Annotated in this window: 27 protein-coding genes and 1 tRNA gene; 6 read left to right on the top strand and 22 right to left on the bottom strand. The window is 41.9% G+C overall.

Going from position 1 to position 24980, the window contains the following annotated elements:
• Window positions 1-6 precede the first annotated feature (6 nt).
• The 5 genes from LV83_RS03090 to LV83_RS03110 form a co-directional block, all read right to left on the bottom strand.
• Entirely contained in the window at window positions 7-1818 is a 1812-nt protein-coding gene (locus LV83_RS03090) for a sensor histidine kinase (RefSeq protein WP_111610044.1), read from the bottom strand.
• A gap of 4 nt (window positions 1819-1822) precedes the next feature.
• Complete coding sequence (locus LV83_RS03095; RefSeq protein WP_111610045.1) at window positions 1823-2401, bottom strand: DUF4202 domain-containing protein; 579 nt, start codon at window positions 2399-2401, stop codon at window positions 1823-1825.
• A 12-nt stretch (window positions 2402-2413) separates the two neighbouring features.
• Window positions 2414-2791: a nitrite reductase small subunit NirD gene (nirD, locus tag LV83_RS03100; RefSeq protein ID WP_111610046.1), complete on the bottom strand. Its 378-nt coding sequence runs from the start codon at window positions 2789-2791 to the stop codon at window positions 2414-2416.
• A gap of 18 nt (window positions 2792-2809) precedes the next feature.
• Entirely contained in the window at window positions 2810-5320 is a 2511-nt protein-coding gene (gene nirB / locus LV83_RS03105; protein WP_111610047.1) for a nitrite reductase large subunit NirB, read from the bottom strand.
• Between the two features lie 597 nt (window positions 5321-5917).
• Complete coding sequence (locus tag LV83_RS03110; RefSeq protein WP_111610048.1) at window positions 5918-6340, bottom strand: nucleoside-diphosphate kinase; 423 nt, start codon at window positions 6338-6340, stop codon at window positions 5918-5920.
• A gap of 184 nt (window positions 6341-6524) precedes the next feature.
• Here LV83_RS03110 and LV83_RS03115 point away from each other — a divergent pair, with 184 nt between their 5' ends.
• The 4 genes from LV83_RS03115 (at window position 6525) to LV83_RS03130 (ending at window position 9810) form a co-directional block, all read left to right on the top strand.
• The gene (locus tag LV83_RS03115; RefSeq protein ID WP_111610118.1) at window positions 6525-7559 is read left to right on the top strand and encodes a DHH family phosphoesterase; all 1035 of its coding nucleotides are present in this window, start codon (window positions 6525-6527) and stop codon (window positions 7557-7559) included.
• Between the two features lie 163 nt (window positions 7560-7722).
• The gene (locus LV83_RS03120) at window positions 7723-8646 is read left to right on the top strand and encodes an FKBP-type peptidyl-prolyl cis-trans isomerase (RefSeq protein ID WP_111610049.1); all 924 of its coding nucleotides are present in this window, start codon (window positions 7723-7725) and stop codon (window positions 8644-8646) included.
• A gap of 49 nt (window positions 8647-8695) precedes the next feature.
• Window positions 8696-9247, top strand: coding sequence for an FKBP-type peptidyl-prolyl cis-trans isomerase (locus LV83_RS03125; protein ID WP_245946978.1), 552 nt, complete (start codon window positions 8696-8698; stop codon window positions 9245-9247).
• A gap of 5 nt (window positions 9248-9252) precedes the next feature.
• Entirely contained in the window at window positions 9253-9810 is a 558-nt protein-coding gene (locus LV83_RS03130; RefSeq protein ID WP_111610050.1) for an FKBP-type peptidyl-prolyl cis-trans isomerase, read from the top strand.
• Window positions 9811-9967: 157 nt separating this feature from the next.
• Here LV83_RS03130 and LV83_RS03135 read toward each other — a convergent pair whose 3' ends face one another.
• From LV83_RS03135 to LV83_RS03160, 7 genes are all read right to left on the bottom strand, one after another.
• Window positions 9968-10282: a hypothetical protein gene (locus LV83_RS03135; protein WP_111610051.1), complete on the bottom strand. Its 315-nt coding sequence runs from the start codon at window positions 10280-10282 to the stop codon at window positions 9968-9970.
• Between the two features lie 204 nt (window positions 10283-10486).
• Window positions 10487-11584 (bottom strand): BF3164 family lipoprotein, encoded by a 1098-nt coding sequence (locus tag LV83_RS03140; RefSeq protein ID WP_158530487.1) that lies wholly within the window; start codon window positions 11582-11584, stop codon window positions 10487-10489.
• A gap of 28 nt (window positions 11585-11612) precedes the next feature.
• Window positions 11613-11795, bottom strand: coding sequence for a hypothetical protein (locus LV83_RS21275; protein ID WP_146613678.1), 183 nt, complete (start codon window positions 11793-11795; stop codon window positions 11613-11615).
• Between the two features lie 302 nt (window positions 11796-12097).
• Window positions 12098-12463 (bottom strand): 50S ribosomal protein L19, encoded by a 366-nt coding sequence (gene rplS, locus LV83_RS03145; RefSeq protein WP_091692379.1) that lies wholly within the window; start codon window positions 12461-12463, stop codon window positions 12098-12100.
• A 49-nt stretch (window positions 12464-12512) separates the two neighbouring features.
• Window positions 12513-13229: a tRNA (guanosine(37)-N1)-methyltransferase TrmD gene (trmD, locus tag LV83_RS03150; RefSeq protein ID WP_111610053.1), complete on the bottom strand. Its 717-nt coding sequence runs from the start codon at window positions 13227-13229 to the stop codon at window positions 12513-12515.
• A 3-nt stretch (window positions 13230-13232) separates the two neighbouring features.
• Entirely contained in the window at window positions 13233-13763 is a 531-nt protein-coding gene (gene rimM, locus LV83_RS03155; protein WP_091692377.1) for a ribosome maturation factor RimM, read from the bottom strand.
• 11 nt (window positions 13764-13774) lie between these two features.
• Window positions 13775-14446: a 30S ribosomal protein S16 gene (locus LV83_RS03160; protein ID WP_111610054.1), complete on the bottom strand. Its 672-nt coding sequence runs from the start codon at window positions 14444-14446 to the stop codon at window positions 13775-13777.
• Window positions 14447-14596: 150 nt separating this feature from the next.
• Between LV83_RS03160 and LV83_RS03165 the strand changes: the two genes are divergently transcribed.
• A tRNA-Arg gene (locus LV83_RS03165) sits at window positions 14597-14668 on the top strand.
• Between the two features lie 116 nt (window positions 14669-14784).
• On the opposite strand, the gene LV83_RS03170 is transcribed toward LV83_RS03165, so the two are convergent.
• From LV83_RS03170 to LV83_RS03215, 10 genes are all read right to left on the bottom strand, one after another.
• The gene (locus LV83_RS03170; RefSeq protein WP_111610055.1) at window positions 14785-15663 is read right to left on the bottom strand and encodes an SMP-30/gluconolactonase/LRE family protein; all 879 of its coding nucleotides are present in this window, start codon (window positions 15661-15663) and stop codon (window positions 14785-14787) included.
• A 95-nt stretch (window positions 15664-15758) separates the two neighbouring features.
• Window positions 15759-16646 (bottom strand): sugar phosphate isomerase/epimerase family protein, encoded by an 888-nt coding sequence (locus tag LV83_RS03175; RefSeq protein ID WP_111610056.1) that lies wholly within the window; start codon window positions 16644-16646, stop codon window positions 15759-15761.
• Window positions 16647-16778: 132 nt separating this feature from the next.
• Window positions 16779-17576, bottom strand: coding sequence for an SDR family NAD(P)-dependent oxidoreductase (locus tag LV83_RS03180; protein ID WP_111610057.1), 798 nt, complete (start codon window positions 17574-17576; stop codon window positions 16779-16781).
• A 1-nt stretch (window position 17577) separates the two neighbouring features.
• On the bottom strand, window positions 17578-18612 hold the full coding sequence (locus LV83_RS03185; protein WP_111610058.1) for a zinc-binding dehydrogenase: 1035 nt from the start codon (window positions 18610-18612) through the stop codon (window positions 17578-17580).
• Between the two features lie 3 nt (window positions 18613-18615).
• Window positions 18616-19323: an orotidine 5'-phosphate decarboxylase / HUMPS family protein gene (locus LV83_RS03190; RefSeq protein ID WP_111610059.1), complete on the bottom strand. Its 708-nt coding sequence runs from the start codon at window positions 19321-19323 to the stop codon at window positions 18616-18618.
• Window positions 19324-19552: 229 nt separating this feature from the next.
• Window positions 19553-20890, bottom strand: coding sequence for a PEGA domain-containing protein (locus tag LV83_RS03195; RefSeq protein WP_111610060.1), 1338 nt, complete (start codon window positions 20888-20890; stop codon window positions 19553-19555).
• A 93-nt stretch (window positions 20891-20983) separates the two neighbouring features.
• Entirely contained in the window at window positions 20984-22054 is a 1071-nt protein-coding gene (locus LV83_RS03200; RefSeq protein ID WP_111610061.1) for a dipeptidase, read from the bottom strand.
• Window positions 22055-22057: 3 nt separating this feature from the next.
• Window positions 22058-22768: an SAM-dependent methyltransferase gene (locus tag LV83_RS03205; RefSeq protein WP_111610062.1), complete on the bottom strand. Its 711-nt coding sequence runs from the start codon at window positions 22766-22768 to the stop codon at window positions 22058-22060.
• Window positions 22769-22870: 102 nt separating this feature from the next.
• Window positions 22871-23629 (bottom strand): alpha/beta fold hydrolase, encoded by a 759-nt coding sequence (locus tag LV83_RS03210; RefSeq protein ID WP_111610063.1) that lies wholly within the window; start codon window positions 23627-23629, stop codon window positions 22871-22873.
• Window positions 23630-23752: 123 nt separating this feature from the next.
• The gene (locus LV83_RS03215; protein ID WP_111610064.1) at window positions 23753-24466 is read right to left on the bottom strand and encodes a pyridoxine 5'-phosphate synthase; all 714 of its coding nucleotides are present in this window, start codon (window positions 24464-24466) and stop codon (window positions 23753-23755) included.
• A 61-nt stretch (window positions 24467-24527) separates the two neighbouring features.
• Between LV83_RS03215 and LV83_RS03220 the strand changes: the two genes are divergently transcribed.
• A complete protein-coding gene (locus LV83_RS03220; RefSeq protein ID WP_111610065.1) occupies window positions 24528-24980 on the top strand; it encodes a GatB/YqeY domain-containing protein in 453 nt (150 codons plus the stop codon).

Genomic DNA, 24980 nt, shown 5'->3' on the forward strand with positions numbered 1-24980 from the left:
GAAAATCTACGTCAAAGGAATGTTGAGTGTGACTTTGGTTCCTTCGTTAGGAGAGGAGTTGATGAATAATCTTCCGTTGATGTATTTCACCCGCTCTCTCATGAAAGTTAATCCCATTCCGCCTTCTTCATCTGGCTTGGATTTCAGTTTTGACTTGTCAAATCCTTTACCGTTATCATCGACGATAATGCTCAGAATATTCTGGCTGTGGGAAACGGTGACAATAATATGGGATGAGTCCGCATATTTGATCGCGTTGTTGATAGCTTCCTGAGTAATTCGGTACAGGTTGATTTCTACCAAAGAATCCAGTCGCTGTGAGAATTCTGTTTTGTTGAAAAGCACGATGTCTTTTCCGGTAAGTTTGGAAAGTTCCTGAGTCAATTCTGTCAATGCTGGGACAATTCCGTAATCTTTCAATTCCGGAGGAGTAAGATTGAAAGTAGCTGTACGCACACCTTTGATGATATTCGACGTGAGTTCTTTGAGCTTGATGATTTTCACTTCAGCTTTTTCCGGATCTGTCGTATCCACACTTTCCAGTAAGTATTTCAACCCAGTGAGCATCTGGCCGATTCCATCGTGAATATCCTTAGCGATGCGGTTTTGCTCATTTTCCTGGTTTTCGATGATTTGTCTGGAAATCACTTTTTGCTGGTGCATTTTTTCTTCAAAACTCTCCTTCGTCAGCTGCTCCACTTGGTGCATAAATTCCTTACGCTTCGTTATATCCAAGCAGATCAGAATCAATTCTGATTTGTCCTCTGAAGAATTGAAAGGGATCATCGATACGTCCAGCCAGATATCTTCGCCGGTTTGGGAGGTAGTCTTGAATTCACCTTCCCAGCCCGCTTTTTTATTTTCGGCGATGATTCGATCTATGGTTAGTTGTTCGTTTTCCTGTGTAGAAAGCACATCAGAAATCTTCGCATTGATGTTGAATTTTTGGGCTTTATAAAGCCTACTGAAGCGCTCGCCGATGTGCGTAATATATCCTTCAGGAGTGATTCTGGCGAAAAGCAATATCTGATCCATTGCTTTGCTAAGTGCCTGTAATTCCCGAACTGATTTTTCCTTAGATTGACTGAGAATATCTGCATTTTTGGCCATATGGATAGCCTTTTTCTCAGCATCCATCAGTTCCTGAATACTGGCTTTCATAGCTTTTGCCGAAGGCCAAAAGATGATCAAGAACTCACCGACTAACACCAAGAGAGTGAAAAGTGTAATGAGCAATTCCAGTCGCTTCAAATCAGAAACTTTCTCTTTAGCTTCAGAGTCGTATTGATTTACGATCTCGTCCATTTTGACGAGAAAGCTATTCGCATTGGTTTCGATGATCTTCAGCTGCTCTGCGATGGCAGTAGAATCCTCAGAACTGCTAGATTTTAGGAAAATGAAGTTTTGTGTAGCATCTGTGACTTGGCTGAAAAACGGATTAATCTCCCCAAACATCCGAGCCACCTCAGGACTATTATCTACACTGAAATCCTGTGATTCATCTCCAAGTTGAAGAATTTGATGTGCATTTTTCCAACGATCCATCGTGTGTTGGATGCTGTCAGTAAGCGAAGTCGTGGCTTCTGGAGTTTTTGCCATGGAAAGTAAGAGTACTTCCTTGTTTAGCTTTTGGCTTAGCATACGCTGTCGACCAGCTACATTGACCAGTCGGCTATCATTTTCCTGATCATTCAGATATTGTCTGATTAGAATCTGGCTCGCGATCAGGGAGATGGCAATTGCTCCCAAGGCAATGATGTAAAGTCTGCGGAGACGATTAAAAGTATCTTGATCCAGCGATCGCGGTGTACCGGTCATTTGTTTACGTAATGGCTTCTTTGACTAATTCTAAACTTGATGGGGAAAGCGGTAATTGAAGTGCTGCTCTGTGCCCTTTTTCAGACATCTTTGCCCAGGTTTTTTGAAGGATATCGATGACCTTTTCATTCTCATGCTTGGCAGCAAATTCTTCAAAATAGTATTCTAAAAAGACTAGACAAATCACATCTTCCATAGTCTGGGTGTCAGGATCAGTCTTCAGTTGTTTTTTTCTAATGAGGAACTTTGTTCTTTCTATGGTTTCTTCATCGTAGCCAGCTTCCTGGAGAATCTCCGCAGCCATATCCGCATGCATCTTCTTCAATTCCTCTCTCCATTTCAGATACCCCACTCTGTCCATTGGATATTCAGATCTTGGGATTTTCCATCTGGCAATATGCTGAGCTCGCACTGCCAGCATCATAGCTTCTGAGCAATCTGGCTCAAAATGAGCAAGTTTGTCTGTCATCCGCATGGAATACAGTAGTTCTTTTGCGTATTCTTTTCCTTCGAAGATTTCTTTGGTGGGATCTTGAGCATTGATCTCATCGATTAATGAGATTGCTTTCTGAAATTTGTTCATGTGTCAATTGGATTAATCTGCGAATCCAATATATACATTTCCCTCCTGAATCCTGACCGGATAGGTCGCAATACTATATTCTTCTCCGTTCAAATTGCTGCCATCTTCCAGCGAAAAGGTCTTCTTATGAAGTGGGCAGGCCACTTTTGGAATTCCCTGAGAATCTCCCGTCATGCCACGAGAAAGCACCATCTCCATCTTGTGAGGACATAGATTCTGACAGGCATACCAGGAATTTGTTCTGGTGAAATGGAAAACGGCAATTTGCTTGGTATTGTACTTCACACAGGCTCCAGCATTCTCCGGAAAGTCATCTGTCTGGCCTACTTTGATCCAATGGATCGCATGCTGTTCGGCTACAGTTTGATAGTTTTTTAATAGTTCTTCCATGATTTTATACTTATCGGATTACCAAGGTCTAGGCATTTTCTGTTCTCTCATTGGGACAAAAACCAAGCTTTCGTCAGTCTCTTCAGAATTCACAAATGGCTTAAATCGCTTCATCATCTGTGGGTCTTCGATAGCTTCTTTCCACTCACATGCATAGCGCTGCACTAGTTCTTCCATCTCAGCTTCCAGTTCTGCACCTATTCCGAGGCTGTCTTCGACAATTACCTTTTTCAAATAGTCGATTCCACCTTCCAGCTTGTCGAGCCAAGGAGCTGTGCGTTGCAAAGGAGCAGCAGTTCTGATGTAGTAAACCAAGAATCTATCGAGGTATTTGATGCAGGTTTCGTCGTCTAGTTTTTCTGCCAAAAGAATTGCGTGCTTCGGTGTCGCTCCACCGTTTCCACAGACGAAGAGGTTCCAGCCGCCTTCAACTGCGATCACTCCAAAGTCTTTTCCTCTGGCTTCCGCACATTCACGGATACAGCCAGATACGCCCCCTTTAAGTTTGTGAGGGGAGCGAAGGCCTTTGTATCTGTCTTCGATTCTGATCGCAAAGCTCACACTATCGTGGAGGCCGAATCGACACCAAGTCGAGCCTACGCAGCTTTTTACGGTTCTTAGTGATTTGCCATACGCGTGGCCACTTTCAAAACCCGCGTCGATCAGCTCTTTCCAGATCATAGGGAGCTCATGAAGTTGTGCACCGAAAAGATCAATACGTTGACCGCCTGTGATTTTAGTGTAGAGATCGTATTTCTTAGCAACTTGTCCCAGTACCATCAATTTCTCAGGAGTGATCTCTCCGCCTGGAACTCTTGGTACGACTGAGTAGGTGCCATTTCGCTGAATATTGGCTAGGAATCTATCGTTTGAATCCTGGATAGGAGCCTGACGATTGGCTGTTTCCATATAGATACTTGCAAAAATCGAAGCCAAAATCGGCTTGCAAGTTTCGCAGCCATGTCCTTTGCCATGACGATCCAATGCTTCGTCAAAATCCATAATACTGTGCAGCTTCACCAAATCGTACATCTCCTGACGGCTGTACTCGAAGTGCTCGCAGATAGTTTCCTTTACTTCCTGACCCATAGACTTCAGTGTAGCAGTGACCAAATCCGTCACCATAGGCTTACATCCTCCACAGGAGCTAGAAGCTTTCGTGCTCTTTACTACATCTGAGAAAGTACAGCAAGTCCCACTCGTAATGGAATCACAGATGGTTCCTTTACTCACTGCTTCACACGAGCAGATTTGAGCTGTGTCTGGTAGATCCAGCACAGAACCCAAGGCACTTTTGCTTTCTCCTCCTCTTGAACCCAAAATCAAATCCTCAGGATTCTCAGGCAGCTTCATCGCATTGATGTATAGCTGGAAAAGGGTGTTATAATCCGAGGAATCCCCGACCATAATTCCGCCCAGGAGCTTGGAGCCGTCCTTGGCAATATTGATTCTTTTATAAACACCTCGCTGCTTATTTTCATAAGCGATTGCGGTGACGTCTTCATTTTCGATAAATGGATCTCCAAATGAAGCTACTTCCGTTCCCACCAACTTAAGCTGGGTGGACATGTCGATGGATGGGCTCATGAGCTTCTCACCACCTGTGATTTGATCAACTGCGACTCCTGCCATCTCGTAGCCCGGCGCGACTAGCCCGTAGATACCATTGTTATATAGTGCAACTTCTCCAATGGCGTAAATGGCTGGATCGGAAGTTTCCATTTTATTATTTACATAGACTCCGCCACGCTCACCGGTTCTTAGGCCACACTTCACAGCCAATTCATCTCTTGGACGAATTCCTGCGGAAATGATAAGCATATCTATTGGAAGCGAAGTCTCATCAGTAAAATCGATTTTCTCAATCGCTTCTTCGCCTAAGATTTCCTTGGAGTTTTTACCCAAGTGAACTTTGATGTCCAGGCTTTCAATTTTTGCCTGAAGCATGTCACTGGCAGCTTTGTCCAGCTGACGCGGCATCAATCTCGGAGCAAACTCGATCACATGTGTATCCAAACCGAGCTCTTTGGAGGCGTTTGCAGCTTCGAGCCCAAGTAATCCACCACCAAGAATTGCAGACTGGATATTCCCGTCATGCTTTAGTTTCTGTGCGTAGTCTTTTATTGCGTCGAGATCTTCGATGGTCCGGTAGATGAACACGCCAGGCTTGTCTACGCCTGGAATATTTGGCACAAAACAGGAAGATCCTGTGGCCAAAATCAGGTAGTCATATTCGAAATAGTCATGCTTATGGGTAAAAACACGCTTAGTCTCAGTTTCGATATCCGTGATCATCTCTCCTGTTCGAAGCGTGATGTTATTCTCAGCATACCAATCACGTGGCGCCAAAAGTAGCTTATCTGCATCTTCTGATGAGAAATACTCACTCAGGTGAACCCGGTCGTAAGCTGGTCTGGCCTCCTCGCCGAAAACTAGTACCTCAAATTGATCTCTAAGTGGGTGATCGGCTAGTTTTTCGCAAAACTTAAACCCTACCATTCCATTTCCTATGACAATAACTTTCTTCATGGCTACGTAATTTAGAGCTCAAATATACGTATAAATACGTAATTACAAATAAAAATATGAATAAATACTTATTTATGATAAGTATTGAAAATGGCTATTATATCTATAAAGTGCGGTTATTGCCGTATTAGATCTGTTTTTATAACGATTAAAGCTTAATACGTATTTTTTCATACTACGTGTCTGGCGTACGTAAGTGATTAATTTTTTAAGTAAAATACGGAATTTGCCTGCAAATGGTGGACGTTCCTATATAGCAGTGGTTGACTTTTGACACCAGGGCTTCTGGAAAAAAAAGGATAATCCAGACATATCGCATTTGTGTTATCCGCCTTATGCTTAGAGATGAAAAATTAGAGAATTTTTGAGGGCTGTACCTAAAGGCACAGCTAATACTATTTAATTCCTTTTATCTACCCATAGTTGGTCCCTAGCGGGACTGGATTGGGAAAACTAGCCTAAGTTATAGAAAAGAAGGACAACGCTGCTCTGCGTTATCCGCGCCACCCTCTGCGCACACCGCGGTTAAAACAAGATTGACTTTAAACAAAAAAAGCATCCAAATTAGGATGCTTTCAATTTTATTTTCGGTAAGAATTAACCTACTCTTTCGGTCATTGAGAAGTAGAATGCTCCTTCGATCGCTGCATTCTCATCTGAGTCAGACCCGTGAACGGCATTTGCTTCGATAGACTTAGCGAAGATCTTACGGATAGTACCGTCAGCGGCATCAGCTGGGTTGGTGGCACCGATCAATTTTCTGAAATCTTCTACTGCATTTTCTTTTTCCAAGATAGCCGCGATAATAGGGCCAGAGGACATATAAGCGCATAAGTCTGCGTAGAATGGTCTTGCTGAATGAACTTCGTAGAATTTACCCGCGATTTCTTTGGTCAATTGGGTAGCTTTCATGGCTACGATTTTGAAGCCTGCTTCTTCGATCATTTTCAATATTGCTCCTGAGTTTCCTTCTGCAAAAGCATCAGGCTTGATCATGGTGAATGTTCTGTTAGTTGCCATGTTATTGGTATTTCATTGGTTTAAATCGGGCGCAAAAATAGGCTTTTTCGCTTCATTCTCCATAAAAACTTTTGTATTTGTCCTTTACTTCCTTCATTATCAGTATGCTACTATAATTGGGAATTGTCAAAAAATTCCTGACCTTTGCGAACTACAAGAGCCAAAAAGCAGCTAAATGTATAAAATGGAAGCTTTAGCCTCGTTTAAGAGAGAGATATCTTCACCCAAAAAAATATTCATCACTACTCACGTCAAACCCGATGCCGATGCATTGGGTTCTTCATTGGGATTGGCTAACTACCTACTCAAGAAAGGACATGAAGTAACTGTGGTGACCCCATCGGATTATCCTTCATTTCTGAATTGGATGAAAGGCAATGATTCTGTGTTGGATTTTAGTAATCCCCTGCACACTGAACTTGCTACCAAAAAGTTAACTGAAGCTGATATAATCTTCTGTTTGGATTTCTCGGTCTTAAATAGGGTAAATGAATTGGGCGAAATGATCCGAAATTCGGATGCATATACCGTCAATATAGATCATCATCAAGATCCCGAGCATTTTGCTGATTTCCGTATTTGGAGTACACAAGCCGCAGCTACCTGTGAATTGGTCTATGAACTAGTAGTTCAGCTTGGTGATGAAGATCTCCTAGATAAAGATATCGCAGAGTGTTTGTATGCAGGTATAATGACTGATACGGGCGGGTTTAGGCACCCTAATACCACCAAAAATGTCCACCTGGTAGTGGCAGAGTTGTTGGATTTGGGAGCCGATAGTTCCCAGATTGCCAACTGGATATATGATTCCAATTCTGTCAACAGATTGAAATTTATAGGTTTTGCGATCAGCAGACGTCTGGTAGTTCATGAAGAACTTCATATGGCCTATTTTGCGATCAGCAAAAAAGATCTTAAAAAATATCAAAGCCGTACAGGTGATACAGAAGGTTTGGTCAATTATGCATTATCTTTGGACGGGATAAAGCTGGCTGCCCTATTTTCGGAACGCGAAGATGGCATCAAAATTTCCTTTAGGTCATCCAGTGAAGTAGCTGTTAATAAGTTTGCAGCAGAATATTTCGATGGGGGTGGACATAAAAATGCCTCAGGTGGCAAGTCTACATTGAGCCTAAAAGAAACAGTTGAGCGATTTGAGTCTTTAGTAGAGGAGCATCAGGAAGATTTATTCCGTGTTGTTCCAGCTGCGGTAGATTAAATGGCTTGCAGCCCTCCTTAATAATTTGAAAAATCACTCATCCTTTATGAAATCTAGCATGACTCAAGAGTCCCATTCAGGGATAATATAATGTATGCGAGATACCATCCCGTTTCTTTCGTCACGGGACAAGTTATGATCTTAGAAAAACAATTATAAATAAATGAAAAATTCAAAAAGCCTTTTGGCAATTCTAGCTCTTTTGATTGGAGCAAGCAGCTTGACTTCATGTAATAAAACTAAAGTCACTGAAAAAGATGGTATCGAATATACCTACATAAAAGAAGGAAATGAAAAGGCTCCAAATGGAGAGTATTTACTTTATAACCTTGAAGTACTGACCGCAACTGATTCTGTAATTATATCTACGCTTGAACAACCATTCCCAGGTTATGTACAAGCTAATGATTCTATGGAGGTAACAAATGGGATGGATGAGATCTTCCTAAACCTTAAAAAAGGGGATAGCATCGCTTTTGAATCTACTGCAAAAACCATTTTTGGTGGCAATTATCCTCCATTCATGAAAGAAGATGATTTGGTTAAAGTAAGACTAGGCGCCTTTGAAATTATGAATCAAGAAGGTATTCAGGCATACTATGAGAAAGTAATGGCTGCAGAGGAAGTAAAAAGAACTGAAAGAGCAGCAGAGAGAATCATCGAGGAAGATAAGATCATCCAAGATTACCTCAAAGAAAAAGGTCTTGAAGCCCAGAAAACTGAGAGCGGACTTTATTATATAATTGAAGAAGAAGGTACGGGTGATCCTGTAACTCCAGGCACTTCCATGTCTGTCAATTATGCAGGGTATCTACTTGACGGCAGCTTGTTTGATACTTCTATCGAGGCAATAGCGAAGGAAAATGGAATCTTCAACGAAGGAAGACCCTATGAGCCTCTACCTGTAGCTGTCGGTATGGGTCAAGTTATTCCAGGTTGGGATGAAGGGCTACTATTATTGAAAAAAGGTTCAAAGGGTAAATTCCTTATCCCTTCTCCACTTGGATATGGTGAGAACGCTATGGGAGAGCGAATTCCAGCAAACTCAATACTTGTTTTTGACGTAGATGTAGCGGATGTAAAGTAACATTCGTACCATAGCTAGAATTAGCTATTAAAAAACAAAACCAACTATTATGAAATTTAGAATATTTGCCATTTTAAGCCTGATTGCAGGAAGCTTTGCATTTGCATCTTGTATTGATGAGGAGGCTACTGACGCTACCATCCTTGCAAACGATAAGGCTGCAATACTTGCTTATGTGGATACCACCACTATTGTCAATGTGAAGGAATTTCACGACGAGGAGTCAGGTATAAGAATGATTTGGCAGCTACAAGCTCAGCCCGATACCATTACTGAATTTTATTCCACAGATACGGTTACTGTAAATTACACAGGTAAATTTCTGACTGATCAAGTATTTGAAACAACTCTGGAGTCTGTTGCCAGAGCTAATCAGATATATAATCAAAACAAAACATACGAGCCAGTTCAGTTTATTTTAGGAAGTGTTATTGCAGGGTTTCAGTTTGGGATTTCTCAAATGGAGACTGGTGAAAAAGCAACAGTATTTGTTCCTTCCCGGTACGCCTATGGAAGAAACGGTCAAGGTAACATAGGGGCAAATACACCTTTAATATTCGAACTCGAGCTAGTAAAAGTTAATCCTGGACCGAGAAACTAATTAATATGAATTTACAACGAGTTAGTATTTTCTTCTTTCTGGTGCTTTCTATTGCATTTGTAAGCTGTGATGCACAGAATCCCTTTGATAGAGGCCCTGTCTACGATGTAGCAGGGAACCTTGAGAGAGATAGCTTATTAATTGCGGATTACCTAGATACGGCTGATATCGATAGCCTTTATCGTATTCATGATCCTAGTGGTGTAGTTATTATCGTTCAAGAAGAGGGAACAGCATCACGCCCCAATGGTGGAAATGTGATCTATACTAATTATACCGGATCTTTAATGAGTGATGGGTCTGTTTTTGACACAAATATTGAGAATGTAGCTAGAGATAATAATATCTATGTGGAAACTCGTAATTATAATATTTTCAGCTTTCAGCTAGGTTCTGGTAATGTGATTCAAGGTTGGGATATTGCTTTCAGAAGATTAAGGTCTGGCGCAAAGGCTAAACTTATTATTCCATCTCCCTACGGTTATCGGGATTCGGAAACAAATGATAAAATTCCAGCTAATTCAATTTTGATCTTCGATGTGGAGTTCAAAGGAATGGACTAGAATTGTAGAGAGGGCTTCGGCCCTCTTTTTTTTCACTTTAGTGCAGAGATACAATCTTACGTTGGCTTATTGCTTAGACTGTTTAGGGTTGAGTTCACCTAGGCGCGGAAATTTGAGGTTCCTACATGAACAACTTTAAGCAGGGAAGAAAGTGTACTTAACTAGCTAATTGAGGCACTTCGCTTTCTTGCTGAATTTTTTTACCCAGCCAGCCCAAAACGAAAAAGCTAATTAAAAAGCCAATAGCAGGCATTGAAAAGAACACCATATGCCAAAATATAGAATTGGCAGGTGGGTAATAATCGTAAAACTCAGTCTGGATTGAAAGATCCCAATCTGTCAAGATCCCAAGTGATGCCAAATAAATCATGTAAATAAAAACTGCTACCATCACTGCTGAAAAAATCATTCCGAGGCGTATGAAAACTTTGGCAAGTTGATAGCTTGGGTCGAATGAAATGGAAGTGGTCATAATGGAAAAGTTTATTAAAAATGAGTTTCAAATTGCTGTTAACCAATTTTTTAACGTTAAATCCTTTTAAAATTATCTGCACGGTGAGGTTTTTATTTCTTGAGAGGACTTTAGGGAATGGGTAAAAACCTGGTTTTTCCATACTATTTAAAATAAAAAAACGAACCCATTGCTGAGTTCCTTAACATGTGGGATTTGCTGAATTTAATTTAAAAACTTCTCGGGTATATCAAAAACAGCTATCCCAGGATCCTCATCGGTTGTAATACCAAATATTTTTCCAAGTTCTTGATCTACAACCGTATCTACCACGGAGATATCCAAGTTGAACCTGCCTATCACTTCTCCGGTATGCGTAAGCACATAAATGGTCTTTGCAATCTCGTTGGTTTTCAACATATATTCGGTTGTAAAACCCGAATAAAGTGCAAAAATGTATTTTTCCGTGATGGACACATCTCCAAAACCAAATGGATAATCATGATCAAAGACTACAGCGGAATTTCCTTTAGAATAATTGATTTTAAAATCAGGAACTTCCAGTCTTGGTCCTTCTACTATAACAAAAGTCTTGGTGTCATGATGAAATATTTCTATTCTATCCCGATGACTGTTAGCTTTTACAAATAGTCCTAATTTTCTATTTGACTTAAACCTACCTTTATTGATTTCACCCATATGATAGTTAATGTCTGGATCAGAATAATCTATCAAATGATTGGTATCAGGGATTTTCTCCCAATTTCCATAGCCAGCGATTCTGTTTCCATTTGTTGTAGAAAATTCCACCAGTCTATTAGGATCATTGGCCATTATTCCAATAACTGAGGTGTCGGAAGAATGAAACATGCTGTACATTCCGAATAAGCCTTCTGGTTGCTTATATTCGCTGATCCCCAGTCTCGAAGAATCATTTAGCGAGAAATCTGTAAACTTTTTACTCATCGAGCTGTAAACAGTAAATGTACTATCCGAAAATCCAGGCTCCACAAGGGTGGCATCAGGAATTTCTAGAGGCCCAAAGCCAGTGATCCCTTTCGGAAATAGATAGGAGAGGGGGTTTTTCTTAAAGACATGAATTAAGGGATAATCAAGCGAAATACGGCTTCTCTCTGAGACTATCAAATAATCTCCAACCACATTCAAGCGCCTTGGAGTCATTAATTGAGGATAATTAATTTTCTTACCAGTCAGATTGTAAATCTTTGTTTCCTCAAGTTCAAAGGGATTGTTTTTTCTTGAATTGGAGCAAGCGAGCAAAAATATAGAAAGTACAAAAATGCCAAAAGCTGATGTTTTCATTGAGTATGAAATGTGAATTTTAAATATTTTAACCTGGACTGATGCCTGTACAAGTAGGTTGAGAACCATCAATTCTTATATCATCTGGCCATTCATACCCATCTTTATCAGTACAACCCGTTCCGAATGGATGTTGACAACAAATCCAGTCCTCTTCTTCACCTTCAGCCTGAACGTTAGTAGGATTGCCCATAAAGAAAGCAAAGGACATTGCAAAAACGCCTAAAATAAGACTTGAAATTTTATTTTTGTTTTCATAATAAAATAGTTTTGATTAAAGATATAGTACAAACTAAGCATTAAGACAATGGTCTTCAACCCCTTTTTGTTTGAACGGCCTTTTTTTTTTAAGCGGAAATAAAATTATGTGTACGATATTGAATTTATTTTTTATAACGCATCAATTATTTTCCAACTTGACTCTCTCTGTATCGCAAGCAAAATTATTTTATTCATAGAACGAAAAAAGGAACCCATTGCTAGGTTCCTTTTTTATTTCAAGCGCGAGAAATCTTACTTTCTCACTCTGATTTTTTCCTTGATACGTGCAGCTTTACCCTGACGTCCTCTTAGGTAGAATAGACGAGCTCTTCTTACTTTACCTTGTCTCAATAGATCGATTTGCTCGATCGCAGGAGAGATGATAGGGAAGATTCTTTCTACACCGATACCATTGGATATTTTTCTTACAGTGAAAGTCTCACCGTTAGAGTTAGGGTTTCTACGCTGGATCACAGTTCCTTGGAACTGCTGGATACGCTCCTTGCTACCTTCTTTGATACGTACGTGTACGTTGATGGTATCGCCAGCTTTGAAAGAAGGGAATTTAGCTCTTACCTCGCTGTATTCCGCTTCTACTATTTTCATTAGATCGCTCATAGCTTTATATTTTTATGCTTTCGCTGTTTGCCAACGCGTGGCTTATTAATTATTTCTTATACGATTCTGCATCGCTTTTCCCGATTTGGTTGTCCCTGAGCAAGTCAGGTCTTCTTTCTTGGGTTCGGCGAACCGATGCTTCAAATCTCCATTCGTTTATCTTGGCTTCATGTCCTGATAGCAATACTTCCGGTACTTTCATCCCATCATATTCGGCGGGGCGAGTGTACACTGGTGGTGCTAGTAGTCCATCCTGGAAAGAATCTGTCAATGCTGAGGTCTCATCATTCAGCACTCCCGGAATCAGGCGAATCAGTGCGTCAGCCACTACAGCTGCTGCCAATTCTCCTCCGGAAAGTACGTAATCACCAATGCTAATTTCCTTGGTGATGAATCGCTCTCTTACTCGCTCATCCACTCCCTTGTAATGCCCGCAAAGGATCAAGAGGTTTTGGTTGAGCGAAAGTGCATTTGCCATAGGCTGATCGAAACGAGCTCCGTCAGGCGTCATGTAGATGATCTCATCGTACGTGCGTTCCTTCTGAAGTGCTTCTATGCATCGAGCGATGGGCTCGATGGACATTACCATCCCGGCTCCCCCTCCAAATGCGTAGTCATCGACCTGCTTTTGCTTGCTCGTTGAATAATCCCGTAGGTTGATTACGCGAATACTGGCTAGTCCTTTGTCCTCCGCTCTTTTCAGAATGGAGTGTGCAAATGGCCCTTCCAATAATCCCGGTACTACAGTGATGATATCAATGTGCATGGGTTAGTCTTCCAGATAAATTTCAAGTAAACCTTCGGGTAATCGGCAGTAAACTTTTTTAGCTGCCTTGTCCACTTTTTGGATAATTCCATCCTGAATTGGTATCAGTACTTCTTTTTCCTTATGTGTTACCCCGAGGAGATTCTGTGTCTCCAGATCATAAACGATCTGAATAGGTCCGATCAGGCCTTCCGTCTCGTCAAAGACTTCGAATCCGATCAACTCATGGAAGAAATACTGATCATCTTTCAGTTCAGGCAGTGCTGTCAGGGGAAGATAAACTCCCAATCCAACCAAATCTTCTACCTGATCCAGCGAGTTCAAATCCTCGAATTTTGCCAATGCTTTATTTCCGGGTTGGAGTACAAAGTGCTCCAGGAAAAACGGCACCAGCCGGGATTTTTGCTCTAAGAATAAGTGCTCTAGTGTCTCATAATCCTCAGGATAATCGACGTCCAGCACAATCATTACTTCTCCACGAAGTCCATGAACTTTAGACACGTAGCCTAACTGAAAGCTTTGGTCCTTATTCATGGGGATTTATATTATGATTTTGCTTCGTCTTCGCCAGCTTCAGGAGCTTTTTCTTCAGCAGCAGGAGCCTTAGCTTCAGGAGCTTCTTCCTTTGCAGGAGTTTCCTCTTTAGCTACAGGAGTTTCAGCCTCAGCAACAGGTGCTTCTTCTTCAGCAGCAACTTCCTCTTCCACTACTGGAGCGGGATTGTTAGCGGCTTCAGCAGCAGCAAGAAGAGCTTTTTGCTCATCTTCTCTTGCTTTGATAGCATCAAGTCTAGCCTGATTCTTAGCAGTTTCAGCATCAAGTGCCTTCTTACGTAGATCAGCTTTAGCTGCAGTGATACCTTCTGCCTTACCAGCAATCTTCGTGTCTTTCTCGCTCAACCATGCTTCGAATTTAGCGTCTGCTTGTTCTTGCGTGATTGCACCTTTCAATACACCAATCTGAAGGTGTTTTTTCAGCATAACTCCTCTGTAAGAAAGCATAGCTTTTACAGTGTCTGTTGGCTGTGCTCCGTTCAACAACCATTTAAGAGCGCGCTCATTGTTGATGTTGATAGAAGCAGGGTTCGTGTTTGGATTGTAAGATCCGATTTTTTCGATGAAGCGTCCATCACGTGGAGCTCTTGCATCAGCTACAACCACGTCGTAGATAGCCATTTTTCTTCTACCTCTTCGTGCTAATCTGATTTTTACTGACATAAATTATAATGTATTTAGTGAGTGGATGGAACCCGTCCATCCTAATTTTGGAGTGCAAAGATAGTGTAAATACTTGTAAAGCCATAAGTTGGCTAAAGAATATTTGCCTGAAAGCGGGCTTTTCTTTTATCTTGCGAGACAATTTGCTTTGGCCCCGTAGTTCAATGGATAGAACAAGCGTTTCCTAAACGCTAGATCTAAGTTCGATTCTTAGCGGGGCTACAATAAACGCTGTTATTGTACTCCCTTGATTAGTATTTTGAAATGGGGTCGGTTTGGGGGTAGAAAAATCACTAAGAGGCGAAGTCGGACAAATGTTTATTTCTAATGATATCCACTTACTGCAAAAACCGTATGGCCCTAAATCCTTTGCTCCCCGTCTTCACTAAAAACACATCACCGCTTAGGGGATATTCTTTGAGCTGGGCCTCATTGAGATTTTCTTGCGCCGTGGTAATCAAAAGCGTATCCAGATTTTTTCCTCCAAAGCAACAGGAGGTCACATGGGGTACGGGAAGATCTATTTTATCGAGTAACTCGCCTGAGTTTGGATTCCAGCGATAAACTCCCGAACCACCATAATGCGCCACCCAGAGCATTCCTTCTTGATCGATACACATCCCATCAGGGAAACCAAGTTCTTCTGGAATCTCTACCGCAATTCGGTTAAATCTTATATCTCCAGTTTCTAAGTCAAAGTGGTACGCCTTGATCTGCCTGGTTGGGGTGTCGATAAAGTAAAAGGTTTGGTTGTCCGCAGTCCAAGCCATTCCATTAGAAATGGTCAAATCTCCAAGCATTTTCTTAGGATGAAGATCCTGACCAACCCGATAAAGTGACCCTGCACCTTCAGTAAACAGGGTGCTCAAAGTCCCAATCCAAATCCTTCCTTTTGGATCTACTTTTCCATCATTGAATCGATGCAAAGGGATGTCTGGCTCCACTCCAGTAAGCCATTTCAATTCCTGGGTATTCAAATCAAAGCTTGCAATTTTTCTATCTAAGCCAAGTATCAACTGATCACCTTTCCCTTCCAAAACGACTGCAAGTCGATGCGGGAAAGAATAGGTTCGGGTTTGCCCACTATCCAAGTGGTGCTGAAAGAGCTTTCCTTTTTCTATATCTACCCAAAAGAAGCATTGCAAATCTGAATGCCAATAGGGGCCTTCGCCTAAGAAACATTGGGAGGAAATGGATGTGTAGTTGTAGGTTTTCAAAATTTATAGTGTTGAAGAAAGTGCTAATTTAATATGTGAGTCGAGGGGTCAGAGGTTCAACTAAATCTCGTAAATCCGATATCAAAAATCGTAAATCATTCGTGCCAATACTGAGCAATTTTCTTTTTTAAGAAAGCAACACTTCTAGCTAACTGATCCATGCCGTCGACTCCATCTTCTATGCTGATCCAATTGTCAAATCCCACGCGCTTTAATTCTGTGAAAATCGCATCGTAATCATTCAATCCTTTTCCAACTTCCCCATGACTTAATCTTTCCGCATAACCTGTTGCTCCGCGTTCTTCCTTTCTCAAATCTTCAATGGTTCCGTATTTCAGGAATCGATCACTGGCATGCATGGTCAATACTCTTTCTGAAACATCATACAATAAATCCAGCGGATCCTCGCCCGCTAAAAAGGCATTGCTGGGATCGTAATTCACTCCAAAGTTTGGGTGATTAATGCTGTTTACAAGCTTGGTGAAAACAGCTCTCTTTTGCGCAAATTCAGGGTATTCCCAAAAGTCGTCTTTGTAGTGGTTTTCGATAATTAGCGTTATTCCCAAAGACTTTGCATAGGGAAGACAGGCTTCGATACAATCTTTAGCCAATTTGATTCCTTCTTCCTCCGAAAGTTCAGGTCGGTATTGACCAGAGAGAACCCGGCAATATTTGCCGCCAAGCTCATCTGTCATCTCTATCCAGCTCCTTTGTTTCTGGATTTCTTTTTCCCGAAATGCTTTATCTGGATGCGTAAAATCCGGTGAGCAACACATCATGGGAATGACCATCCCTTTATCTTCAACCATTTTCCGGAATAGCCGCCAGTTTTCCTCTTTTTCCATTTCCAGAAAACCAGCATACCACTCCAAACCATCGATTCCAAGCCCAGAACCTAGTTCTATCCATTGCGAAAGTTTCATACTTCCGTCCTTGCAAAGTGCCTGCATAAAGGCTTTAGGAAAAGCGGCTATTTTTGGCATTTTGTTCTTTTATTGAAGTTAGTATTTGGAATTTTCATTCTAGAAGAAAGATCAAAGCATCATAAAATGGAGACACTCTAGTTTTTAGGCTACTTCCGTCTCCTGTCTTCGGGCTTCTAACCAGCGAAGCAATTATTTATGAGGAATCGTGCTCGAGTCTTTCGGGATATTTCTGCCGATCATGGGGAATTGCTCTAAGTCAACTACCTGACCACTGATAGGCCCGCTCTCATCAGCAAGCCAGTGAATGCTAGCCGCGGCAATTTCCTCAGGCCATATAATTCTTCCTGCTGGAGCGTATATTTTCGATAAATTCTTGTACCAAGAATCGGCTAGTCCATGCTCTCTTTTTCGTTCAATTTCTTTTTCGGTGAGAACCCAGCCTGGATTTATCTGATTGACACGTACGCCATATTCACGAAAAAGAGAATCGCCTAAGTTTCTGGTCATGGTCATTATTGCTCCTTTGGAAATGCTGTAAGCCAATAGATTGTGCTCCCCACTCCATGCATTGATGGAACCGATGTTGAGCACTGCGCCGTGACTTTCAATCAAATGTGGTAATGCAGATTTTATTAGGAATAAAGGGGCATAGGTATTTACCTCCATGAGTTTGTTTAAAAATGCTTTATCAGTAGTGTGAATATCTGATGCTGCCACTATTGCGGCATTATTCACAACTGAATCCAGTCGTCCAAAAGACTCCAAAGCGAGGTCAACCAGCCTTTGTGGAGCTCCTTCAATGGCTAGGTCTTCTATGTGTAATCTGGCATTTTCACGACCCAACTCAGAAACAACCAGAGCTCCTAGATCTTCTTCTAAGCCATGAATAATGACCTTTGCACCTTCTGATGCAGCCTTTTTGGCAATTGCTCTTCCGATTCCCATCGTGCTTCCAGTGACGATGATTACTTTGTCTTTTAACCGCATCTTAAACTGGTTTTAGTATACTTTTTACAACTTCTCCACTATGCATTTTTTCAAAGGCTTCATGCCATTCTGTAATAGGCCAGATGCCACCGATAATAGGTTTTACATCCAATGTCCCGCTTGAAAGTAAGCCGAGAACTTTTTCCCAGATCGGCCAATTGTGGCTAAAGCTCCCTTGTAAGCGTACATTTTTTTGCACCAAAGGATCCAGGGAAAAATTGCAGGGCGTGGGTCCCCAGCCTACTTTGGTGATCTGCCCATTTGGTCGTACGAGATCCATCGCGATTTTAAGTGTAGCGCTGATTCCTGCTGCATCGATGATCAGATCCGCTCCTAGTCCGTCTCTTTTTCTTGCCCATTCCGAAGCATCATTTATTATTGGAGTGACTCCATAGCTTTTGGCGATTTCCAGTCTTCCTCTATCTTTTTCTAAACCTAAAATAGCCACATCTCCACCACAGATTTTTGCCACTGCTGCGCAAAGAATCCCGATGGTGCCAGGTCCGATGACAATCACCCGATCTCCAGGTTTGATGTGCGAATTTACTGCCACGGCATTATAGGCCACTGAGCATGGCTCGGTCAGGCAGGCTTCTTCAAATGGAAGTCCTTCAGGCACAGAATGTAGGCATCTCGCAGGAACTCTCACGAACCTGGTCATAGCACCATTTACGCCATAACCGAATCCTTTTCTAGTTGGATCTAGGTTATATAATCCTGTTTTGCTCATTGGATTTTGAGGATCTATAATTGCAGCGGTTTCGCTAACTACCCGATCACCGGTTTTCCAGCCAGTCACCCGATCGCCGACCGATGCTATTTTTCCTCCGAACTCGTGCCCCAAAACAACAGGATAGTTCACCGGCCATGAATGATCGGAAGTCCATTGATGGAGATCACTCCCGCAAACTCCTACATTTTCTACTTCCAAAAGAATGTCTTCTTCCCCAATCTCCGGGACAGGAATTTCTCTGATTTCTACAGAATGTTTTTTCTCAGCGTAGTTGACTACTGCTGCATTTTTAGCGCTGGACATGATTTAGGATCTTTTGGGTAAACTAGTGGTTTGACTATGAATTGCTTCGCAAATCATCCGCAGAGAGCTTTCCAAATCTCCGCTTGCCGTTTTGAAAGAATCGGCGTCTATGGTTAAAGGGGCACCCAACACAACCAATGGTGCGCCGTATTGTGGACATTGAATAGCTTGCTCCAAGGATAACCCTCCCACAGCCTGAACAGGAATATTTACAGCAGATACGACCTCCCTAAGTTGGTCCAGTGGACTGGGCATTCTATGACCCGCTGCTGCAATCCCCCTTCTTTCATCATAGCCTATGTGGTGAATGACATAATCGCAGCCCAAATCTTCCAAGAATTTTGCCCCATCGATCATGCTTTCGCAGACCATATTGTCTCCCATGACTTTTACCCCAAAATCCTTACCTGCCTGTACCACACATTTGATCGTTTCCGCATGCGCTCTGGCCATTACGACCACGTGTGTGGCACCGGCTTTGGCCATCATTTCTGCTTCGAGATAGCCTCCATCCATGGTTTTGAGATCTGCTACAATTGGGATTCCAGGGAAAGCTTCTCGTAGTTTTCTTACTCCGTGCAGGCCTTCTGCGAGAATTAAGGGTGTTCCCGCTTCTAGCCAATCGACTCCTGCTCGCATGGCAAGGGCTGCCGTTTCCAGTGCCTCATCAATATCAGTCAGATCTAAAGAGATTTGTACTATAGGTTTCATTTTGGGTTAGGTTAAAAGTAGGTCAATAAAAAAAATGTATCGAACTCAGATTTTTAAGATAAGTAAAAATAGAAAAGATACTTTCCTGCTTTGGGATGAAAGGGCAGATTATATTTTGAAAAATAGTCTAAAACCAATTAGTGGGTCTGAGCATTTCTATCATCCTTGAAGCATAAAAAAAGCTCCATCTGGATTGCAAATGGAGCTTTTTATAAAATTAAGTTGTGACTTATTGTTGAAGTCTAGCTTGGACTTCTTCGATCAAGCCTTCATATTTTTTTAGGATACGAGCCCAGTCTTCAAATTTCTCATCGTCTTTCACGGTCACTTGATTTTGACCATCTAGGTAAGCTTCTTGGCTGACTAGCTTGATAGCGTATGCTAATTGATCTGAATTACCACCACTACTTACGATTACTCGAGTTCGGATAATGCTTGACTGGAAATTTTCAACTTGCCAAGAGGTAGTCAAATAGCCAGTGTTGAAATCCACTGTTTCCAAAATGTCAAAATATCGTGTGATAATGGAGCTCAGTATTCTCCAGGCTTCTTCAGGTGTAAGAGCAGTATTCACAGGTACTGTGATTCTCACATTTGCCAAGTCGGATGAAACAGAAGAAGTATAAGCTTCATCTACATTCATTTCTATGAAGTCGGTAACTGGAGGTTCTTGCATGTTTGCCTGATTGTAATAGTTTTTCACATAGCGCACATAACCATCCTTCTTCACTCGGATTTCAACGTTTCCATTTTTAGGAACTTTCAAATCATAACTTCCCGTACCCACTGTTTTTCCACCAATCTCAATGATAGCATCAGTTGGGTTTGTGGTGATTTTAACAAGCCTATCCTTCAATTGAGCCTTTTCTCTTACAGGAGGCTCTGGATCAGTATCTGGTTTATTACAGAATACTTTGGTGTATTCAACATAGCCATCTTTGTTTACTGTCACAGTTACGCAATCATTCAAAGGTACTTTGATGTCCTGGTTTCCTCTTCCGATGCTAACTCCATTGGCAGTAACGACTCCATCTGCAGGAATCACTTCCATACGTACTTGTCTGTCTTTCAACTCAAAATAATCTTTCAAAGGAGGAGTTTCGCGATCAGGGGAATTGTAATAGCTTTTAGTGATTGGAGCAAATCCTGGTTTTTTAATCTCCACAGTATGGAATCTGTCTTTTTGGATGATTAAATAGATTGCTTTGGAACCAATCACTCTTCCGTCCACAAGGATTTCGGCGTCGTAAGGCTCTGCAGTGATTTCAACTCTTCTGGCATCCAAGGCAACGTATTGATCCTTGTCCCATTTCAAATCCCGGTTGAATTCCTTGATTACGGGGTCGTAACCCGGCTTGGTAATCTTGATCCTATTACGGCTATCTTTTTCTAATTTGTACTCAATAGCTCCTGTTCCCAATTCCTGCTTGTCAGAATCATCGTAATCATTCAGCAAAATATATTTTGCATCAGTATGATTTGCTGTTATCTGTAGTTTTTGAGAAAATGAAAGAGAAGCTGAAAAAAGGAAAATTAAGGTAAGAGTGAGTAATTGTTTATACTTCATAAATTGGTGGTTTGCGTTAAGCTGTCGCTAAATAATTCAATATGAAGTATTAATGCAATTATTTCAACAAGGAATTGTCCAGTTATTCCTCATTTATCCCCATGCTTTCTTTAAAAAATTTAACCAATTCCCATGCATAACTTTTTTAATGTCTTGATTTGAAAACCCTCTAATAGACAGTAAATCAGACAGTTTGTCTAAGTCTGTTATGGTGTTGATGTCGGCTGGACATTGTTCCGTGCCAAAAGCGCCATCTAAATCCGAGCCAATTCCAATGTGATTTGCATTTCCAGCGATCTGGCAAATATGATCCATGTGGTCCAAAACAGTATTTAAAGTCACATTTCTTTCCTGTGGAGTGGACTTTCCTCTTTCCCAATTTGGACTCAACATCCAGGCATCCATCGCCGCTCCGATTACGGCTCCTCGATCGATCAGTGATTTAATCATTTCATCAGAAAACTGGCGATTGTGGTCCACTAACGCCCGGCAATTATTATGACTTGCCCACACAGGTCCTTGGTAAATCTCCAGTGCTTCCCAAAAAGCTAAATCGCATAGATGGGTTGTGTCAAGAATAATTCCCAATTCGTCCATTTTGCGAAGTAAGGCTTTGCCTTGTTCGTTTAAAGGAGCAGAAGCATCAGTACCATGAGCATATCTTCCAGGACCATAATGTGCAGGCCCGAGCGCTCGAAGCCCGTATTCGTAGGCTTTCTCCAGATAATCAACTGTCACTATAGAATCCGCTCCTTCCAGAGATAAAATGAACCCCACTGGTTTTCTTGAATTGTCTTCGCCATTTTCCCAAAGAGCCAAGTGTGAATCTAACTCTGCAAGGTTTCTGATTTGGGACATTTCGCCTTTTTCTACCATAGCCTGATACCAAGCCAACTGGCCCTGAGTCTGAGCCCAAGCTTGCTCAGGAGAATGCCAACCTGGAAGAGAATTGCCTGGAGCAACATATCGAGCAATTTGCGTCGCGACCACCAATCCTATATTTCCTTCCCGAAGTGCCGGAAGGGAAACTACCGCATTGCCTCGATCGGGCTTATCAGATAGTCCTTTTTCTCTGGCATTGATTTCAGAAACGGGCAATGTGAGGTCACGATTCCATTCCAGCGCATTCATACTCAAGTCTAAGTGGCCGTCGATTGTAAACATGGCTTAAAAGCTTTGGAGTACGAAAACAGTAGGGATTTTATGTAGGTCTAGCGGAAATTGCTTCCACTCTTGAGCAGTTTTGGTCAGAATCATTTCGTCAGAACCTGTGATGTTTTTTGCGATGCAAAGCTTGGTCTGAGGAGAAAGAGTTTTCAATAAATCCTCAAGCAATTGGTTGTTTCGGAAAGGGGTTTCCATGAAAATCTGAGCTCTTCTCTCACGAAGAGATTCAGCCTCCAGTTTTTTGATGGCGGAAGTTTTTTCTTTTTTGTCAATAGGCAAATACCCATGAAAAGCGAAGGATTGGCCGGAAAAGCCAGAGCCCATCAATGCCATAAACATGGAACTTGGACCAGAAAGTGGTACAACCTGAATACCTTTTTTGTGCGCATGCTCCACTGCCAATGCTCCTGGATCGGCAATACCAGGACATCCAGCTTCTGAAATCACTCCCATATCCGCCCCGTTCATTAAAGGCTGCATAAGTCTATTAATGAATTCGGGAGAGGTGCCTTTGTCCAGGATTTCCATGTGAACTTGCTCCAGATTCACGCCGAGCTTCAGACTGCTGATATAGCGTCTAGCAGTTCGCATGTTTTCTACTAGATAAACTTTGGTGTTCGCTATCACCTCTTTTACCTGAGGAGTAATGACGGCATCTTGCGTGTTGTCCGCGAGTACATTCGGAATGAGGAAGAGTTTTCCTTTGGGCATCTTAGATTTGTCGTTTAAAAAAGAACGGAAAGTTAGGTAGAATTGCCTTTTTAAGGGCAGAAACTTTTCACTTTGCTTCTGAAGAAGTAGCTGAGATCATGCCTATTTCAAAAATCTTCTTATTTCTTCCACCACCGCATCAGGCTGCTCGGCATGAAGCCAATGACCGGCGTCCGCGATGAATTCTACCTCATTGTTGGGGAAAAAAGCATCAATGTCATCCAGGTCGGATTGTTGAATATAGCTTGAATTAGATCCTGCCAGGAAAAGTGTTGGTCCTGAAAAACTTTCTCCATCTGGTAAAGCTTTTCCCACTTCATTAATATTCTTGGTGATGACAGGAAGATTGATTTTCCATTCAAAACCATCAGCCCCTCGGCCCAAGCTTTTTAGTAAAAACTGTCTCTCCCCGAGATTTGGAACATATTCCGCCAATTGATCATCGGCTTCTTTTCTAGAACCAATTGTTTCTAAATCCAAGGAATTTAACCCCTCCAAAATCCGCTGATGATGTACCGCGTAATACCTCGGAGAAATATCTGCCACGATAAGTTTCTCCACCTTCTCAGGATATTTCAGTGCAAAGTTCATCACTGTTTTTCCGCCCATTGAGTGTCCCATGAGGAAAGCTTTTTCCAATCCTTCACTATCCATGAGTTCTTTCAAGTCCTCGACCATCACCTCATAATTCCACTCGTCATCATGCGGTGAATCCCCGTGATTACGCTGATCGATGAGGTATAATGTGAAGTTATCTTTCAGCTCTTTGGAAATGCTAAACCAGTTATCTGCCGAACCAAAAAGTCCATGAAGTATTATTAAAGGCTTTCCGTTGCCTAGTTTTTTAAAGTTTAACTGCATTTTGGATTTACGATTTTTGAATTACTATTTAAGAGATTTTTCGAACCTCCAATCTCTATTTTTCTATTCCAGCCTTTTATGTGACACTACATCGGGCACCGGGCAACAAACACCCAACAATTTTTACTCCAGCTTCCTCCTATACATCTGAATCGTGTTTTCCAATCCATAATATAAGGCATCACAAACCAATGCGTGGCCGATGGAAACCTCAGCTAGGTAAGGAATGCTTTGCTTTAAGAAAGCCAGATTGTGCAAATCAAGGTCGTGTCCGGCGTTTATCCCAAGTCCCAAAGCTTTCGCGATTTCAGCCACTTCCACATAAGGTTTCACGGCTGCATCCCGATCTTTGTGATAGTTGGAAGCATAAGGCTCGGTGTATAGTTCTACACGATCCGTGCCTGTGAGTTTAGCTGGTTCAAAATATTTGACTTCAGGATTAATGAAAATCGAAACACGAACGCCAGACTCGTGAAGTTCGGCGACGATATCCTTCAACATTCCCTGATTGGAAATCGTATCCCAGCCATTATTAGAAGTAATGGCCGTCGGTGGATCGGGAACGAGGGTAGCCTGAGCAGGTTTTACCAAGCGGACCATCTCCATAAATCGCTTATCGGGATAACCCTCAATATTGAATTCTGTTGTGACTACTTTTGCCAGATCGAGTACATCCTGATAGCGAATGTGTCGCTCATCGGGCCTTGGGTGCACCGTAATTCCCTGCGATCCAAAGCGCTCTGCATCCAGTGCAACTTTGACTACATTTGGATTATCGGCTCCGCGGGCATTGCGAAGGGTGGCGATCTTGTTAATATTTACGCTTAGCTTGGTCATATCCGAGTCGAAAAAGGTATTTTTGTCTGAATTTTAGTAGTGTAACACAAACTTAGGACTAATGAGTTTAAAGCAGAAAATAGAAAGTGAAATTAAATCAGCAATGATCGCCAGAGACAAAACCCGTTTGGGTGCTTTGAGGTCTATCAAATCGCTGATTCTTTTGGAAGAAACGAAAAGCGGAGCAAAAGCGGAAATTACCGAAGAGGATGAATTGAAATTGTTGACCAAAGCAGCTAAGCAACGAAAGGACTCAGCGGATATCTATCAGCAGCAGTCCCGCACTGATCTATACGAAGTGGAAATGGCTGAATTGGAAGTGCTTCAGGAGTTTCTTCCGAAAGCTATGACCGAAGAGGAGATTACAGCTGCAATCAAAGAAATCATCGCTCGAACCGGAGCTTCCAGTCCAAAAGACATGGGAAAGGTGATGGGCGTTGCGAGCAAGGAATTGGCTGGCAAGGCTGATGGCAAAGTGATATCTGAGAAAGTGAAAGCTATACTGAACAATTAA

The organism is Algoriphagus yeomjeoni, from assembly GCF_003259505.1.
Classification (GTDB): Bacteria; Bacteroidota; Bacteroidia; order Cytophagales; family Cyclobacteriaceae; genus Algoriphagus; species Algoriphagus yeomjeoni.